The sequence below is a fragment of the Mycobacterium gallinarum genome, assembly GCF_010726765.1.
GTDB lineage: Bacteria > Actinomycetota > Actinomycetes > Mycobacteriales > Mycobacteriaceae > Mycobacterium > Mycobacterium gallinarum.
Window position 1 is genome coordinate 1,202,192 of sequence record NZ_AP022601.1, and the last position, 16,138, is coordinate 1,218,329.

At 65.3% G+C, this 16,138-nt stretch carries 16 protein-coding genes; 7 read left to right on the forward strand and 9 right to left on the reverse strand.

The genetic code is table 11. The annotated features are described in order from the left end of the window. Positions 1–294, reverse strand: a complete 294-nt coding sequence (locus tag G6N42_RS06010; protein WP_163727394.1) for a hypothetical protein — start codon at positions 292–294, stop codon at positions 1–3. A 98-nt stretch (positions 295–392) separates the two neighbouring features. On the opposite strand from G6N42_RS06010, the gene G6N42_RS06015 reads away from it, so the two are divergent. From G6N42_RS06015 to G6N42_RS06030, 4 genes are read left to right on the forward strand one after another with little or no spacing between them, the layout of a single operon-like run. Then, on the forward strand, positions 393–1,616 hold the full coding sequence (locus tag G6N42_RS06015) for a DUF1214 domain-containing protein (protein ID WP_232076091.1): 1,224 nt from the start codon (positions 393–395) through the stop codon (positions 1,614–1,616). Next, positions 1,613–2,758, forward strand: coding sequence for a sulfotransferase family protein (locus G6N42_RS06020; RefSeq protein WP_163727397.1), 1,146 nt, complete (start codon positions 1,613–1,615; stop codon positions 2,756–2,758). Before G6N42_RS06015 ends, G6N42_RS06020 begins: the two co-directional genes overlap by 4 nt. Beyond that, complete coding sequence (locus G6N42_RS06025) at positions 2,758–3,378, forward strand: TetR/AcrR family transcriptional regulator (RefSeq protein WP_163727400.1); 621 nt, start codon at positions 2,758–2,760, stop codon at positions 3,376–3,378. The genes G6N42_RS06020 and G6N42_RS06025 overlap by 1 nt, the downstream gene beginning before the upstream one ends. Positions 3,379–3,391: 13 nt before the next feature. Beyond that, entirely contained in the window at positions 3,392–4,195 is an 804-nt protein-coding gene (locus G6N42_RS06030) for an SDR family NAD(P)-dependent oxidoreductase (RefSeq protein WP_163727403.1), read from the forward strand. Here the strand turns inward: G6N42_RS06030 and G6N42_RS06035 are convergent, their stop codons facing one another. Both G6N42_RS06035 and G6N42_RS06040 read right to left on the reverse strand, forming a co-directional pair. Then, positions 4,196–5,479 carry a cytochrome P450 family protein gene (locus G6N42_RS06035; protein ID WP_163727405.1) on the reverse strand — a complete coding sequence of 428 codons (1,284 nt, stop codon included), beginning with the start codon at positions 5,477–5,479 and terminating at the stop codon, positions 4,196–4,198. It abuts the gene before it with no gap. Next, positions 5,479–5,856: an ATPase gene (locus G6N42_RS06040; RefSeq protein WP_163727408.1), complete on the reverse strand. Its 378-nt coding sequence runs from the start codon at positions 5,854–5,856 to the stop codon at positions 5,479–5,481. Before G6N42_RS06040 ends, G6N42_RS06035 begins: the two co-directional genes overlap by 1 nt. A 493-nt stretch (positions 5,857–6,349) precedes the next feature. Here G6N42_RS06040 and G6N42_RS06045 point away from each other — a divergent pair, with 493 nt between their 5' ends. Continuing rightward, entirely contained in the window at positions 6,350–6,571 is a 222-nt protein-coding gene (locus tag G6N42_RS06045) for a hypothetical protein (RefSeq protein ID WP_163727411.1), read from the forward strand. A 28-nt stretch (positions 6,572–6,599) separates the two neighbouring features. Here the strand turns inward: G6N42_RS06045 and pgl are convergent, their stop codons facing one another. The 5 genes from pgl to tkt all read right to left on the reverse strand — a co-directional run bounded on the left by pgl (position 6,600) and on the right by tkt (position 13,091). Further along, positions 6,600–7,337: a 6-phosphogluconolactonase gene (gene pgl, locus G6N42_RS06050; RefSeq protein WP_163727414.1), complete on the reverse strand. Its 738-nt coding sequence runs from the start codon at positions 7,335–7,337 to the stop codon at positions 6,600–6,602. Next, complete coding sequence (opcA, locus tag G6N42_RS06055; protein ID WP_163737050.1) at positions 7,334–8,245, reverse strand: glucose-6-phosphate dehydrogenase assembly protein OpcA; 912 nt, start codon at positions 8,243–8,245, stop codon at positions 7,334–7,336. Before opcA ends, pgl begins: the two co-directional genes overlap by 4 nt. Next, entirely contained in the window at positions 8,245–9,771 is a 1,527-nt protein-coding gene (gene zwf, locus G6N42_RS06060; protein WP_163727417.1) for a glucose-6-phosphate dehydrogenase, read from the reverse strand. Before zwf ends, opcA begins: the two co-directional genes overlap by 1 nt. Continuing rightward, positions 9,768–10,898: a transaldolase gene (gene tal, locus G6N42_RS06065; RefSeq protein WP_163727418.1), complete on the reverse strand. Its 1,131-nt coding sequence runs from the start codon at positions 10,896–10,898 to the stop codon at positions 9,768–9,770. Before tal ends, zwf begins: the two co-directional genes overlap by 4 nt. A gap of 99 nt (positions 10,899–10,997) precedes the next feature. Beyond that, entirely contained in the window at positions 10,998–13,091 is a 2,094-nt protein-coding gene (gene tkt / locus G6N42_RS06070; protein WP_163727421.1) for a transketolase, read from the reverse strand. A 178-nt stretch (positions 13,092–13,269) separates the two neighbouring features. On the opposite strand from tkt, the gene G6N42_RS06075 reads away from it, so the two are divergent. Next, complete coding sequence (locus G6N42_RS06075) at positions 13,270–14,202, forward strand: heme o synthase (protein ID WP_163727424.1); 933 nt, start codon at positions 13,270–13,272, stop codon at positions 14,200–14,202. A 2-nt stretch (positions 14,203–14,204) separates the two neighbouring features. Beyond that, a complete protein-coding gene (locus G6N42_RS06080) occupies positions 14,205–15,152 on the forward strand; it encodes a DUF1214 domain-containing protein (RefSeq protein WP_163727426.1) in 948 nt (315 codons plus the stop codon). Here the strand turns inward: G6N42_RS06080 and G6N42_RS06085 are convergent. Further along, entirely contained in the window at positions 15,149–16,120 is a 972-nt protein-coding gene (locus G6N42_RS06085; protein WP_163727429.1) for a quinone oxidoreductase family protein, read from the reverse strand. The two genes, G6N42_RS06080 and G6N42_RS06085, sit on opposite strands and share 4 nt — an antisense overlap. Between the last annotated feature and the right edge of the window lie 18 nt (positions 16,121–16,138).

The window sequence follows — 16,138 nt, forward strand, 5'->3', positions numbered from 1 at the left end:
CTACGAGTTGGCGCTGTCGCGCGCCTTCTCGAGCGCGGCGATCAGCGCGTCGACCTCGGCCCGCCGCTCGGCGGGGACCGTCAGTGAGTAGAACGTGCCCACGTTGACGATCACCTGCAGCAGTTCTTCTTTCTCACCGCCGAAGATCTTCTTGCGGCGGGTGAACTCCTTGATGTCGGTTCCGGCGTACTTGTCGGCCGGGTTGCGGCCGCGCGACGTGTTCGTCCGCAGCTTCTCGACCCAGTTGCCGTCGACCACGATGCTCTCGCCGTTGATGCCGTCTATACGGAACATTCGGCGATCCTATCGTTGACACCCCGACTTCGAGATGTCACAGTCAGTGGGCTCTTAACTGAAAACCATGTTTTCAATTAAGCAAACTGGAGGTACGTGTGAGCGACGCGAACCCAATGGCCTGGCTACCGTTCTCGATCGCCGAGGCGGCACTGACCGGGCAGGACGGTGGCGTGGGTGACCTTCCGCAGGCGTGGGCACACTTGCTGAATCGGCTCGGTGCGGCCGGTGAACTCGTCGCATCCAGCGACGTCAACCGCAACCGCGTCGATTACGCGTCGGGAATGCGGCATCTGATGGTCCTGCTGGCCGTCGGTGTTGACGAGGCGCTGCGGGTCGACCCCGATCCGGTGCTGGCGGTGAGTCGCACCAGTACTGACGACATTCTGACCTGGGGCATGGAGTGCCCGGACTGTCTCTACCTACGGGCGACGCTGCGGGAAGGCGAGACGTATCGGCTCTTCGGCAACCGGGGGACCGCGCGCTATGTCGGTCTGCAGACCATGAACGGAATCGCATCCACCGCCAACACTTTGGTGGATGACCTCGAGGTCGACGCGGATGGCGAGTTCGAAGTCATGCTGTCCGCCGACGAGCACGACGGCAATTGGATGCGTCTCGACGGCGACCATCCCACCCTGGTGGTGCGGCACTTCTTCTACGATTGGGACAAGGAACAGCCATCGGTCTTGCAGATCGAGCGCATCGGCGCCGGGGTCGCATCGAAGGATCGGGTGGTCGCGGCCGATGTCGCCGTCTCACGGCAGATCTACGCGCTGGGCGAGTTCGTCTTCGACAACCTCAAGTTCTTCCTCGACTTCAACGCGGGCTCGCCGGTCAACGGGTTCATGCCGCCGATCGATCGATCCAGCATGGGCGCCGCGGCCGAGAACCGCCCCGTCATCGGGCGTTACGAGCTCGAACCGGATGAGGCCTTGATCCTGGAGGTCGAGCCACCCGAGGGCGTGTACTGGAGCTATTCGGTCGGTAACCAGTGGTGGGAGACCATCCACTACGGCCGGCATCAGTCCAGCCTCAACGCGCATCAAGCGAATATCGACTCCGACGGGATCCTCCGCGTCGTCGTCAGCTCGCAGGATCCAGGCGTCGCGAATTGGCTTGACACTGCGGGGCATAGCAATGGCGCGATGATCCTGCGCTGCGTGCGGACCGTGACCGCGCCCACGCCGAACGTACGGGTGGTCAAGGTCGCCGACATTTCGGGATCGTTGCCCACTGACACCGCTAGGGTCAGTCCCGAGGAGCGGTCGGCGATCGTCGCGGCGCGCCGGCGCGCGGTTCACGAGAGGTTCTCCGCATGACGTTCACCGTGGACGACCTGGAAGACGGCGCGCGAACAGCCACCGGCCTCGACGATTTCGGCTCGACCTACTATCGCGAGGGCCTGGAGCGGACCGTCGATGCGCTGAACAACGAAGCCGATCTCAACGAGATGGGCGCGATTATCCAGCACGCCACGATCAGCAACGCCCTCATTCAGAGGTTACGGATCGTCGACACGTACAAGCAGCACCCCGAGATCGACGACGAGGTCATCGGCGGACCGGTGTTCGTGATCGGGTTGCCGCGCACCGGCACGACGGCTTTGAGCCAACTGGTGGCCAGCGATCCGCAGTTCAGGTCGTTGCGGATGTGGGAGTCGCAGGCATGCACACCTCCCCCAGAGGCGGCCACCCAGCATGACGATCCGCGGATTGCGCAGGCGGCTGAGGGAATCGCCATGATGGACAGCATGTTTCCGCGCATGCGGACGATGATGAACTCGGAGCCGCAGGCCGCGACCGAATGCCAGGACTTGATGGGGATGAGTTTCCGCACTTTCCATTTCGACGGGGTGGTGCGGGTGCCCGGGTATCTGGCGTGGCTGATGCAGTGCGACATGCGCGAGACATATACGTTCCACCGGCAGGTGCTCAAGCTACTGCAGTGGCACTGTCCGCCGACGCTGTGGCATCTCAAGACGCCGGTGCACATGTTCTCCCTCGATGCGCTGGTCGAGGCGTATCCGAACGCGAGTTTCCTGTGGAGTCATCGCGATCCGGCGAAGGTGCTGGCATCGGTGTGCAGCCTGATCCAGTACGTGCGCAGTTGGAGCAGTGATCGTGACGACGCGCACGAGCTGGGAGCCGAACAGCTGCAATGTTGGACCGAGGGCGTCAGACGCGCGATGGACTTCCGAAAGCGGCTCGGAGACAACCGGTTCGTCGATGTCTCGTTCGCCGAATTGAACAGCGACCCGCTCGGCACGCTGGCTGACAGCTATGGTCGGCTGGGCCTGACCTTCACCGACGAGGCGCGCGACCGCGTCCGGGAATGGGCGGACGGGCACCAACCCGGTTCGCGAGGTGAGCACGCCTACGACCTCGCCGACTACGGACTGACACGCGAACAGGTGCACGAATCGTTCGCCGACTATCTAGCGACCTACGACGCGACGGCCTGATGGATGCGGTAGTCAAGCGACGGCGCAAGAAGCTGGATCCCGATCCGGGTGTGCGGGATGCGCTCGTCAACGCCGCCGCGGAGATCGTGCGCGAAGGGGGCATCGCGGCTGTCAACGTGGCCCGCGTGCTCGACCGTGCCGCGCTGAGCACACGTGCGTTCTATCGGCACTTCGACTCGAAGGACGCCTTGGTGTCGGCGGTGTTCCTGCAGATGGCGCAGATCGAGATGCGCAGGCTCAAGCGGAAGATGGCGGGAGCGTCGGACCCCGTTGACGCGGTGGTGGCGTGGATCGATGGCCGGTTGGACCTCGCGTTCAACGAACGGATCCGGTCCGATTTGCGGAAAATGTCGCTGGAGGCGCAGTCGCAGATGTTCGCGGCGCCCGAGTTGGTCAGTGACGCCTACGGCGAGATATTGAAGCCGCTCATCGAGCAGCTCGAGAAGGGCAAGGCCGCAGGTCTTTTCCCCGGAATTGATCCGGCAGCCGACGCATTGTCGATCCAGGGGGCGATCTGGGCGAGCACCGAACGCCAATGGGCGACCGGCGATTGCGATCAGCATGCGGTGCGCGAACAGATTTTCCGGTTCTGCCTGCGCGGAATCGGTGTGACGCAGTGAGGAAGGTGACTCGATGGACCTGGGTTTGACGGGGTCGACGGCGGTCGTGACGGGCGGCAGCAAGGGTATGGGCCTGGCGATCGCGACGACGTTCGCCGAAGAGGGCGCCAGAGTCGCGGTGATGGCCCGGGGAGCCGACGCGCTGGATGACGCGGTGTCGATTCTTCGCGACGCGGGCGCACCGGATGCCGTCGGGATCAGCGTCGACATGGCGGACGCGTCGTCGATCTCCGCGGGCTTCGAGTCCGTCGCCCAGCGGTGGGGCCGGCTCAACAGCCTGGTTCACACGATCGGGCCGGGTGACGGCTACTTCGAGGACATGGACGACGCGCAGTGGGAGGAGACGTTCGCGCTGGGCACGATGTCGGGGGTGCGGTCGATCCGGGCCGCGCTGCCGATGTTGCGGGCCGCCGAATGGGGCCGGATCGTGACGCTGTCGGCGCATTCGATACAGCGGCAGAACCCGCGGATCGTCGCCTACACCGCATCGAAGGCCGCACTGAGCAGCGTCACCAAGAACCTGTCGAAAAGCCTTGCCAAGGACGGAATCCTGGTCAATTGTGTGTGCCCGGGCACCATCGTCACGGCGAGTTTCACCGAGGTGCTGAAGGACATCCTGGCCGCGGACGGACTCGATGCCAACGATCCCACCGACGTGATGACGTGGATCGACAACAACTTTCACCAGCCGTGCGATCTCGGCAGGGCAGGCTTACCCGAGGAGATTGCGTCGATCACGGTCTATCTCGCATCACGGCGCAACGGCTATGTCACCGGGGCCACCGTCAACGTCGACGGTGGTTCCGATTTCGTCTGATCATCGGCTGACGTAGCGCACCGGGCAGGGATCGGCGGATCGTGCGATCCCGCCGATCTGGGCCGGTACCGGACGTGGGTAGCTCGGCCACGATGGCGTCATGTCGTAGGTGCTCAACAGACGGATCATCGCCGTTGTCATCGCCGCGAGCGAAAACGGCTGGGCGGGGCACGAGTGCTTGCCGTGTCCGAACGCGGTGACCAGCATCGGCGACGGCAACGACGCCGCGTCGACGAGGCGGTACCGGTTCCAGCGCGCGGGGTCCCACGTGTCCAGACCCGGCGCGGCCGAGGTGTTGAGCAGCGGCAGCAGGGTGGCAATGGTCCAGCCGGCGGGGACGCGGTACGTCTGGTCGCCGGTGTCGAGGTCGACGGGAGCCAGGACGGCTCGGGACATGATGGAACGCTGCGCCAGCCGGGTGCTCTCCAGCGCGCAGTGCTGCGCGAAATCCTGGTCGCCGTCGAAGACGCGCTGAGCCTGTGCCGGGTGTACGAGCAGGTCCGCGAGCGCCCAGCCCAGTGCGGCCATCAGGTTCGACATCGAGGCGATGTGAATGAGGGCCACATCGAGCGCGATGCCGCGCAGCCGGACGTCGTCGGGTTCCGACGCCCAGGCGCGCTCGATGCGACCGAACAGGTCGTCGTCATCGGAATCCGTTGATGTCGCCAGGTTTCCGATGACAGCGACGACGTCGTCGAGCGCGGCACGCTCGGCGCGCTTGCCGGACGCCGCCACGGCCGCCATCGCCTCGGGATGAACGAACGCGTCGGAACCGTCCAGGGTTTCGAAGGCGCGGACCAACCGCTCGAATGAAGGTCCCTCTGCGCAACCAGGTCCCGCCCAGGAGGCCAGACCCATGCGGTGTCCGAGGCGGCGGGTGAGGTCGAATAGGTCCACGGTGCCTTCGGATCCGAGCTCAGCAACGGTCTGGGTCAGGGCGTGGTCGAGGTTCGCGAGGTACGAGGCGACGTCGTCGCGGCGGAACAACGAGGTCGGGAGTACCCGCCGCCCGTCGAAGATTTCGTCGGGAAGCTTGCGACGCAGCATCAGGTAGTCGGCGACACCCTTGCTGGCCTTGTCTTCGGGTAAGCCGTAAAAAGATTCGACGCCGGCGGGGGAGAACGTGAACAGGTAGTTGTCGTTGCCGCTGCGCACCGTGAAGGTGTCGCCATGTCGGGCGCGCGCGGCGGCGATGGCGGCGACGGCGTCGTCGACCGACACGTCCCACGGCAGGCCGACTCCCTCGGCGAGCGGAGGCTGCGGAACGGGGAGCTTCGCCGACACTAGAGGCCGGTGGTCTTGCGCACCCTGTCGACCGCGCCGCGGAATACCTGTTCGGTGGCGGCGAGCGGCGATATGACGGATTCGCCGATGTCGACGATGCGCTCGACGCGGGCGACGATGCCTTCCATGCGGTCCACCACCGCGATGAGGCGCGGGGCGAGCTCGTTGATCTGGTTGATCGTGTCGTTGAAGCGTTCCAACGTGGCGTCGAGGTTGCCGGTCGAGTTGTTGAGGTCGACGAGGGTCTCGCTCAACCCCTCGAGGATGGTGTCGACCTGCTCGACCGTGACGTCGGCATTGAGCGCGGCCTGCGCCAGCTTCTGGATCCGTTCCCGGCCACTCCGTGGTGCTGGTTTGCTGCCACCTTTGTCCACCATGAGGGCCATTTGATCACAGACGCGGAACCACCGAGGCGGAGTGGTCGTCTGATCCAGATGTGACGATGTGTGGAGGGGATACGCCGTCCCGTCAATGTGCCGGTGATTCGTGGCGCAGAACAATCGCAACGGATCCGATGAGGCAGACCGCCGACTATGAGGCGGGGTTTCGAGATGGCGACGGTGATCGAACTATCGGCAGGCGCGCCTGGTGAATGCCGCAACTGCGCGGTGCCATGTCAGGCGGCGCGCCGGAACCGCGGATTCGCACTTCAGGCGAATCAGGCTCGCCGTCACTCGCTTTGACGGCTCCGTCCCGCTCAGCCGGATGGGGGTCGTTGCGCCACTGCTTCGGCGTCGAATGGCTTCGTTACGCGATGCTTCGGCCGAAGTCAGATCGCTTGCCCAGCGGATAGGAAACCCTGTCTTGTTGGGGTGCAAATCTGACTCGCCGGCGGTTACGCGACGACGCCGACATCACGACACTTCTTGTATGACGCCAACATCTAGCACCCTCCGTCGACGCGCAGTCGCGCTTCTGGCGGGAACCGCCATCGCGGTGCTCGCCTCGGCGGCACCCGCCTTTGCCGAGCCTGGCTCTGACGCCGACACCTACGCGGCGTCCTCGAGCTCAACCGAGACCCTCGGCAAGAAAAAGCCGCCCCCACCCCCGCCTCCACCACCCCCGAATCTGTCGGCGGAAGAGAAGGCTTGAACTCGGTGAGTAGCGCCCGCCGACCCCGCTAGAGCTTCGACGCCGCACCCTCGTCGAGCAGCCATACCGTCGCCTCCCGACCGACCGCACCGGCGGACGGTACATCGACGGGGCTGGCGCCCCCGATTGCCGCGGCAACCGCGTCGGCCTTCGCCTCGCCGGATACCACCAGCCACACCTCACGAGACCGTTGAACGGCGGGCAGCGTCAACGTGATTCGTCGCGGAGGCGGTTTGGGGGAGTCGGTCACGCCCAATACCAACCGGCTGGTCTCCTTCACCGCGGGCGTATCCGGGAACAGTGAGTTGACATGCCCCTCACCGCCCATCCCCAGCAGGTGGACGTCGAAGTCGGGTTCGCGCTGACCTTCGTCGGCGTTCTCGGCCAGCACTCGCTCATACGCCGACGCGGCTGCGTCGAGGTCGTCTCCGAACGCTGCACCGCTGGGCGCCATCGCATGCACATTCGCGGCGGGGATGTCGACGTGATCGATCAGTGCCTCGCGTGCCTGCTTCTCGTTGCGCTCGTCGTCGTCGGCGGGCACGAACCGATCGTCGCCCCAGAACAGATGCACCTTCGACCAGTCGATTTCGTCGGCCTGTTCGCGAACCCGCTTCAACAGCCCGGTGCCGGTGCCACCGCCGGTCAGCACGATCAGGGCACGGCCCCGCCGGCTGATCGCGTCGGTGATCGCACCCACCAGCCGGTCACCGGCGGCCGCCACCAAAGCGTCTGTGTCCGGATACTTCTCGACGACAGTGCTCATACGTACTGCACCTTCTCGATTCCCTTCAGCGCCTCGTGGTAGATCTCGTCGGCGTCGAGCCTGCGCAGGTCCTCGGCCAGGCACTCCTTGGCTTCCCTGCGGGCCAACGGGATCAGCGAGTCCGGTTTCGCGGTCCTGCTGATCGTCGCCGTCACACCGGTCTGCGGCCGTCGCAGCGTGATGGTCTCGCTGCTGCGGATCAGCTCGACCTTCAATTCGCCGATCTCCCGCGTCACGGGGCCGTCGATCCTGGTGGCCAGCCAACCCGCGAGGACGTCGAGGGAGGGTTCGTCGCGAAGTCCGGACACCACCGCCGAGGTGACGGGCTCGAACGGGGGCTGATCGAGCGCGGCCGTCAGCAGCGCACGCCAGTAGGTGATGCGGGCCCACGCCAGATCGGTGTCACCCGAGCTGTAGCCGGCCAGGCGACCCTTGATCGCCGCCATCGGATCGGCGCAATCCGTCGCATTGGTGATTCGCCGTATCGCCAACTGTCCAAGGGGGTCTTGCGACGGATCGTCAGGCCCACCGGCCGGCCACCACGCCACCACCGGGGTGTCGGGCAGCAAGAAGGGCAGCACCACACTGCTGGCGTGGTCGGCCATCTCGCCGTGCAGATGCAGCGCGACCACTTCGCCGGCTCCGGCGTCGGCGCCGACCCGCAGCTGCGCATCCAGTCGGGGCTCGGTGGCGTCCCGATCGCCGGCCACCACCACGATCACCCGGCACGGGTGCTCACGGCTCGCAAAGTTTGCCGCCTCGATCGAATCCTCGAGCAGATCATCGGTGTGCAGCGAGATGACGAGCGTGAGCACCCGGCTCAACGTGATCGCGCCACCCTCTTCGCGAAGGCCGGTGATCTTCTTGTTGATGTCGTTGGTGTTCGTGTTGGGCAGGTCGACGATCATTACGGGCGCCTCCATTCCCGGCCCATGCGGTGCATCATCTCGTCGGCCGACTCCGGCCCCCAGGTGCCGGACTCATAGGCCTGCGGCTTGCCGTGTGACGCCCAGTACTCCAGCACGGGATCGAGGATCTCCCAGGAGAATTCGACCTCGCGGTTGACCGGGAACAACGACGGTTCACCGAGCAGCACGTCGAGGATCAACCGCTCATAGGCCTCGGGGGAGTCCTCGGCGAATGCCGAGCCGTAGGAGAAGTCCATGTTCACGTCGCGGACTTCCATGGCGCTGCCGGGAACCTTGGAGCCGAACCGCGTGGTGATGCCCTCGTCCGGCTGCACCCGGATCACTAAAGCGTTCTGGCCGAGTTCCTCGGTCATCGTCTTGTCGAACGGCAGGTGGGGTGCCCTCTTGAAGATCAGTGCGATCTCGGTGACCCTGCGGCCCAAGCGCTTTCCGGTGCGCAGGAAGAATGGGACACCCGCCCAGCGGCGGGTGTCGATCTCCAGGGCTATCGCCGCGTAGGTCTCGGTGGTCGAGTCCTTGGAGAACCCCTCCTCCTCGAGCAACCCGACGACCTTCGAACTGCCCTGCCAACCCGCGGCGTACTGACCGCGTGCGGTGGTCTGATCCAGCGGCTGCATCACCTGGGTGGCCGAAAGCACCTTGATCTTCTCCGCCTGGAGGTCACCCGGCCCGAAGTTGACCGGCTCCTCCATGGCCGTAAGCGCCATCAGTTGCAGCAGATGATTCTGGATGACGTCGCGGGCCGCGCCGACACCGTCGTAGTAACCGCCACGGCCACCGAGACCGATGTCCTCGGCCATCGTGATCTGGACGCTGTCGACGTAGTTGTTGTTCCAGATCGGTTCGTACAATTCGTTGGCGAAGCGCAGTGCCAGGATGTTCTGCACCGTCTCCTTGCCGAGGTAATGGTCGATGCGGAACACCGACTCCTCGGGGAAGATGCTGTTCACCACGCTATTGAGCTCCCGCGCGCTCTGCAGGTCATGGCCGAACGGCTTCTCGATGACCACCCGGCTCCAGGAACCCTCCGGCTTGTTCGCGAGCCCCGATTTCTTCAGCTGTTCGCACACGACCGGGAACGCGTTGGGCGGAATCGACAGGTAGAACGCGTGATTGCCGCCGGTCCCGCGCTCGGCATCGAGCTTGTCGAGTGACTCGGCCAACCGCTGGTAACCCTTGTCGTCGTCAAAGGTGCCCTGCACGAAGCGGATTCCCTCGGCGAGCCGATCCCAGACCTCCTGACGAAACGTTGTGCGAGCGTGATCTTTGACGGAGTCGAATACCAGTTTCGCGAAATCCTCGTCCGACCAATCACGCCGGGCGAAGCCCACGAGCGCAAAGTTGGCGGGCAGCAGTCCACGGTTGGCCAGGTCATAGATCGCCGGCATCACCTTCTTGCGCGCCAGGTCGCCCGTGACGCCGAAGATGACGACGGCACACGGTCCCGCGATGTGGGGCATCCGCTTGTCGCGCTTGTCGCGCAGCGGATTACGCCATTGGCTCATTTCTTGGCTGATGGCTTGTTGCTGTCGAGCTGTTCCTGCGTGGCGTCGAGCAACTCCTGCCAGGACTTCTCGAACTTCTCGACGCCCTCGTCCTCGAGCAATCTGAACACATCCGGAAGATCGATACCGACCGCAGCCAGCTTGTCGAACACTCCCTGTGCCTCGTCGGCCTTGCCGGTGACGGTGTCACCGGTGATCACGCCGTGGTCAGCCACGGCGTCCATCGTCTTCTCCGGCATGGTGTTCACCGTGTTGGGGGCGACCAACTCGGTGACATAGAGGGTGTCGGAGTAGTCGGGATTCTTCACGCCGGTCGAGGCCCACAGCGGTCGCTGCACGCGTGCGCCGTCGGCCTTCAGCGCCTCGAAACGCGAGCCGCCGACGAAGACTTCTTCATAGGCGGCATACGCCAGATGGGCGTTGGCCACCCCGGCCTTACCGCGCAGCTCTAACGCTTCGTCCGAGCCGATCTTCTCGAGACGCTTGTCGATCTCGGTGTCCACCCGGGACACGAAGAACGATGCAACCGAGTGGATCTTGGAGATGTCGTGGCCCGCGTCCTTGGCTTTCTCCAGGCCCTGGAGGTAGGCGTCCATCACCAGACGGTGGCGCTCGACGGAGAAAATCAGCGTGACGTTCACCGAAATGCCTTCGGCGAGAACGGAGGCGATGGCTGGAATGCCGGCTTCGGTGGCCGGAATCTTGATCAGCAGGTTGGGCCGGTCGACGATCTTCCACAGCTCGATGGCCTGCAGGATCGTCTTGTCGGTGTCGTGCGCGAGGCGCGGATCCACCTCGATCGACACGCGACCGTCGACACCGTTGGACAGCTCGTACTGCTTGGCCAGCACGTCGCACGCGTTGCGTACGTCGTCGGTCGTGACGGTGCGAATCGTCGCGTCGACGTCCGCACCGCGCTCGGCCAACTCCTTGACCTGACCGTCGTAGGCTTCGCCCTTCGACAGTGCCGCTTGGAAGATCGAGGGGTTGGTGGTGACCCCGACGACCGACTTGGTGTCGATGAGCTCCTGCAGGTTGCCGGTCTGCAGCCGCTCACGCGAGAGGTCGTCGAGCCAAACCGAGACGCCGGCGGCGCTCAGGGCGGCCAAATTCGGGTTCTGCGTCATGATTGATGCCCTTCTCGTTGAGTTCTAGTTGTCTTCGACCGTTGAGCGGTCAGTTGTCTTCGACCGTTGAACGGTCAGTTGTCTTCGACCGTTGAACGGTCAGTTGTCTATGGATCGCTCCGCGGCAGCCGCGACGGCCTCTGGGGTGAAACCGAACTCGCGGAACAGCGTCTTGTCGTCGGCCGATTCGCCGTAGTGCTCGATCGAGACGATCTCGCCGGTGTCACCGACCAGCTTGTACCAGCTCTGCGCGACGGCCGCCTCGACCGCCACTCGCGCCGAGACCGTCGGAGGGAGTACCGAATCGCGGTACTCCTTCGGCTGCGATTCGAACCACTCGACGCACGGCATCGACACGACGTATGCCGTGATGTCCTTTTCGGCCAAGATTTTCTTGGCTTCCACTGCGAGCTGCAGCTCCGAACCGGTGCCGATGATGATCACGTCGGCGTCGTCGGCGGGGTTCCCGCCGCCGAGGACGTAACCACCTTTCGCCACACCCTCGGCGCTGGTGCCCTCCAGTACTGGGATGCCCTGACGCGTGAGGATGAAACCGACGGGACCGCTGCCGTTACCGCGAGCCAGGATGCTGCGCCACGCATAGGCCGTCTCGTTCGGATCGCCGGGCCGCACCACCGAGAGGTTCGGGATCGCCCGCAGCGCCGCGAGATGTTCGATCGGCTGATGGGTGGGTCCGTCCTCGCCCAGACCGATGGAGTCGTGGGTCCAGATATAGATGGTGTCGATGTCCATCAACGACGCCAGCCGGACCGCGGGGCGCATGTAATCGGAGAACTGCAGGAACGTTCCACCGAACGCACGGGTCGGACCGTGCAGCACGATGCCCGACAGAATCGATCCCATCGCGTGCTCACGAATACCGAAGTGCAGCACCCGGCCGTACCAGTCCGCGGTGAAGTCCTCGGTCGAGATCGAGGGTGGCCCAAAGGATTTGACGCCCTTGATGGTGGTGTTGTTGCTACCCGCGAGATCGGCCGAGCCGCCCCACAGCTCCGGCAGCTTCGGTGCCACGTCATTGAGCACCTGGCCGAAGGCCGCGCGGGTGGCGACGGCCTTGGAGCCGGGCTCCCAATATGTCAGGTCCGCATCCCAGCCCTCGGGCAGCTCCTCGGCGGTCAGCCGATCCAGCAGCTTCTTGCGCTCGGGTTCACGCTCGGCCCAGGCGTCGAAGGTCGGCTGCCACTTCTCGTGGGCTTCCTTGCCGCGCTCCACCAGCTTGCGGGTGTGCTCGATGACCTCGGGGCGCACCTCGAAGGTCTTGTCCGGGTCGAAGCCCAGCACCTTCTTGGTGGCCGCGACCTCTTCCTCGCCCAGCGCCGAGCCGTGCACACCACCGGTGTTCATCTTGGTGGGCGCGGGGTAGCCGATGATCGTGCGGACCGAGATGAACGACGGCTTGTCGGTGACCTTCTTCGCCTCTTCGATGGCCTGCTCGATACCGACGACGTTCTCACCGCCCTCGACCTCCTGAACATGCCAGCCGTAAGCGCGGTAGCGGGCCGGAACATCTTCGGAGAGGGCGATATTCGTGTCGTGCTCGATGGAGATCTGATTGTGGTCGTAGAACACGATGAGGTTGCCGAGCTGCTGGGTGCCCGCCAGCGAGGACGCCTCGCTGGTGACGCCCTCCTCGATGTCACCGTCGGAGGCGATGACGTAGATGTAGTGGTCGAACGGGCTCTCACCCCACGCCGGGTCGGGGTCGAACAGGCCGCGCTCGTAGCGCGATGCCATCGCCATGCCGACCGCCGACGCCAGGCCCTGACCCAGGGGTCCGGTCGTGATCTCCACGCCTTTGGTGTGGCGGAACTCGGGATGGCCGGGCGTCTTGGATTTCCACGTCCGCAGCGACTCGATGTCGGACAGCTCCAGGCCGAAGCCGCCGAGGTACAGCTGGATGTACAGCGTGAGGCTGGAATGTCCGCAGGACAGCACGAAGCGATCGCGGCCGAGCCAGTGCACGTCGCTGGGGTCGTGGCGCATCTGGCGCTGGAAGAGGGTGTACGCCAGCGGCGCCAGGCTCATCGCGGTTCCGGGGTGCCCGTTGCCCACCTTCTGCACCGCGTCGGCGGCCAGCACCCGAACGGTGTCGACCGCCACCGAGTCCACGTCGGCCCAATCGTCGGGGTGATGGGGACGGGTAAGGGTGGAAATCTCTTCGAGCGTGGTCACAGGCGCCCTCTCCTGGTCGACGGGTGAGCTCGGCAAAGCTGCCTCTTCAAACACCCTAGTGCGGGAGCGTCATCCCTTGCAGGCCGCTTGGGGGACGATTAGGCGGCCATTGAGCAGCGGTCTACCATCCTCTGTAGTAGACGCCGCGCGCGCTGCAGCTATTTCAAGGAGTTACTGCGTGGACATTCGCGAGAGCCAGCTCCCCGTCGGGACGCACGGCCGAGTGCGCACCACGCTGTTGGGCTACCTCGCGCTGACGAAACCGCGCGTCATCGAGCTGCTCCTGGTCACCACGATCCCGGCCATGCTGCTGGCCGACCGCGGGACCGTCGATCCGCTGCTGATCCTGAACACGCTGGTGGGCGGCTTGCTGGCGGCCGCGGGCGCCAACACGTTGAACTGCGTGGCGGACGCCGACATCGACAAGAAGATGAAGCGCACCGAGCGCAGGCCGCTCGCCCGCGACACCGTGCCGCGCAGCCATGCGCTGGTCTTCGGCCTTGCGCTGTCCGTCGGCTCGTTCTTCTGGCTGTGGTGGACGACCAACATGTTGTCGGCCCATCTCGCCGGTGCGACGATCGCGTTCTACGTGCTCGTCTACACGCTGCTGCTCAAGCGCCGCACGACGCAGAACGTGGTCTGGGGCGGCGCGGCCGGCTGCATGCCGGTGATGATCGGCTGGTCGGCGGTCACCGGAACCATCCAATGGCCGGCGCTGGTCATGTTCGCGATCATCTTCTTCTGGACGCCGCCGCACACCTGGGCGTTGGCGATGCGCTACAAGGAGGATTACGCGGCGGCTGGCGTGCCGATGCTGCCCGTGGTGGCCACCGAGCAACAGGTGACCAAGCAGATTCTGATCTACACCTGGCTGACGGTCGCGGCCACGCTCGCGCTCGCACTGGCCACCGGGTGGCTGTACGCGGCCGTCGCCATCCTGGCCGGTGCGTGGTTCCTGGTGATGGCGCATCAGCTCTACGGCGGTGTGCGTCGCGGTGAGCCGGTCAAGCCGCTGCGGCTGTTCCTGCAGTCGAACAACTACCTGGCGGTGGTGTTCCTCGCGCTGGCGGTCGATTCGGCACTGGCGCTACCAACGCTGTTTACAGTCTGAGAGTGCCCACACACGTCTCCCCGGACAACTTCATCCGCGCGGAGACCGATCTCTACTTCGGCAACATCGCCAACGGCGACGGCTTCGGCGCGTTCCTTCACTTCCGCGGCCTCGGCGAGATCGACGACCAGCTGGTGGTGCGCCAAAACCGCGACACCCTCTACTCGGTGGGGGTGTTCGACCTCGACGCTTCAGACCTGACCGTCACCATGCCGGACTCCGGCGGGCGGTTCATGTCGCTTCAGGTGATCACCGAGGACCACTATGTGCCTGAGGTGCGCTACACATCGGGCAGGCGCAAGTACACCCGCGAACAGATCGGCACTCGTTACGTGATGCTGGCGGTACGAACCCTCGTCGATCCGAACGAGCCCGCCGATATGGACCAGGTTCACGCACTGCAGGACGCGATCACGGCCGAGCAGACCGACCGGGGTCGCTTCGAGGTCCCGGACTGGGATCCGGTGAGCCAGAAGCAGGTTCGAGATGCGCTCGTCGCGCTGTTCGCGACGCTGCCCGACAGCAAGCGCATGTTCGGCACCGAAGCGGACACCGACCCCGTGCGACGGTTGATCGGGTCGGCAGCCGCGTGGGGCGGAAACCCCGAGAAGGAGGCGCTGTACCTCACGGTCACGCCGCCGCACAACGACGGCGCCACCGTCCACCGGCTCACGGTGTCCGATGTTCCTGTCGACGGTTTCTGGTCGATCACCGTCTACAACGCCGACGGCTACTTCACCCCCAACGAGCAGAACGCCTATTCGCTGAACAACATCACCGCAGCCAGGAATGCCGACGGCGCGGTGCACATCCAGTTCGGCGGGTGCGACGGGTCCGCAGCCAACTGCCTGCCGATCACGCCCGGCTGGAACTACCTGGTGCGGCTGTACCGGCCGCGCCAGGAGATCCTCGACGGGTCCTGGACGTTCCCGGCCGCGGAGCCGGCCTAGGGGATCAGCACGACGGAGCCGACCGTCTTGCGGCCCTGCAGGTCGCGGTGCGCCTGTTGGGCGTCCTCGAGGCGGTAGCGCTCGCTGACCGTGACGTTGATCGTGCCGCTGGCGATGGCATCGAGCAATTCTCCAGCGCGCCAAGCGAACTCATCGGGCGTGCGGGTGTAGTGCACGAGCGTCGGTCGGGTCAGGAACAGTGAGCCGGCGGCGTTGAGCCGCTGCGGATCGAAGGGTGGCACCGGCCCGCTGGACGCCCCGAACAGCGCCAGCGTGCCGCGGACGGCAAGGCTGGCGATGCTGGCATCGAAGGTGTCGGCGCCGACGCCGTCGTACACCACGGCGACGCCGCCGTCGGTGAGGTCTTTGATCTTGGCGCCGAACTCCGCGGCATCGTCTGGGTAGTCGAGGACCTCGACGGCGCCCGCCTGCCGCGACAGTTCCGCCTTCTCCGGCGTGGACACCGTGGTGATCACGCGGGCGGCCATGCTGGTGGCCCACTGCGTCAGGATCAGCCCCACGCCTCCTGCGCCGGCGTGCACCAGAATGGCATCACCCTGCTGCACGGGATACGTCGACTTGATCAGGTAGTGCGCGGTCATCCCCTTGAGCAGGGCGGCCGCGGCCACGTCGGCGCCGACGCCGTCCGGCACGTAGGCGCAGAAATCGGCTGTCGCCAAGGCGTATTCGGCATAGGCGCCGTTGGCCTGGGCGGTGACAACGCGGTCGCCGACCGCCAGCGCCGCGACCTCCTCGCCGACGGCTTCGACGGTGCCGCACACCTCGTTGCCGAGGATGAACGGCAGCTCCCGCGGATACAGCCCCGAGCGGAAATACGTGTCGAGGAAGTTCACGCCGATCGCTTCGGCTTTGATCAACACTTCGCCGGGCCCGGGGGTCGGCTGCGGCTTCTTGGCGTAGGTCAGCACTTCTGGTCCGCCGGTCTCGGCGACTTCGATGGCGTACATCCTTCTATCCTGCCTTGA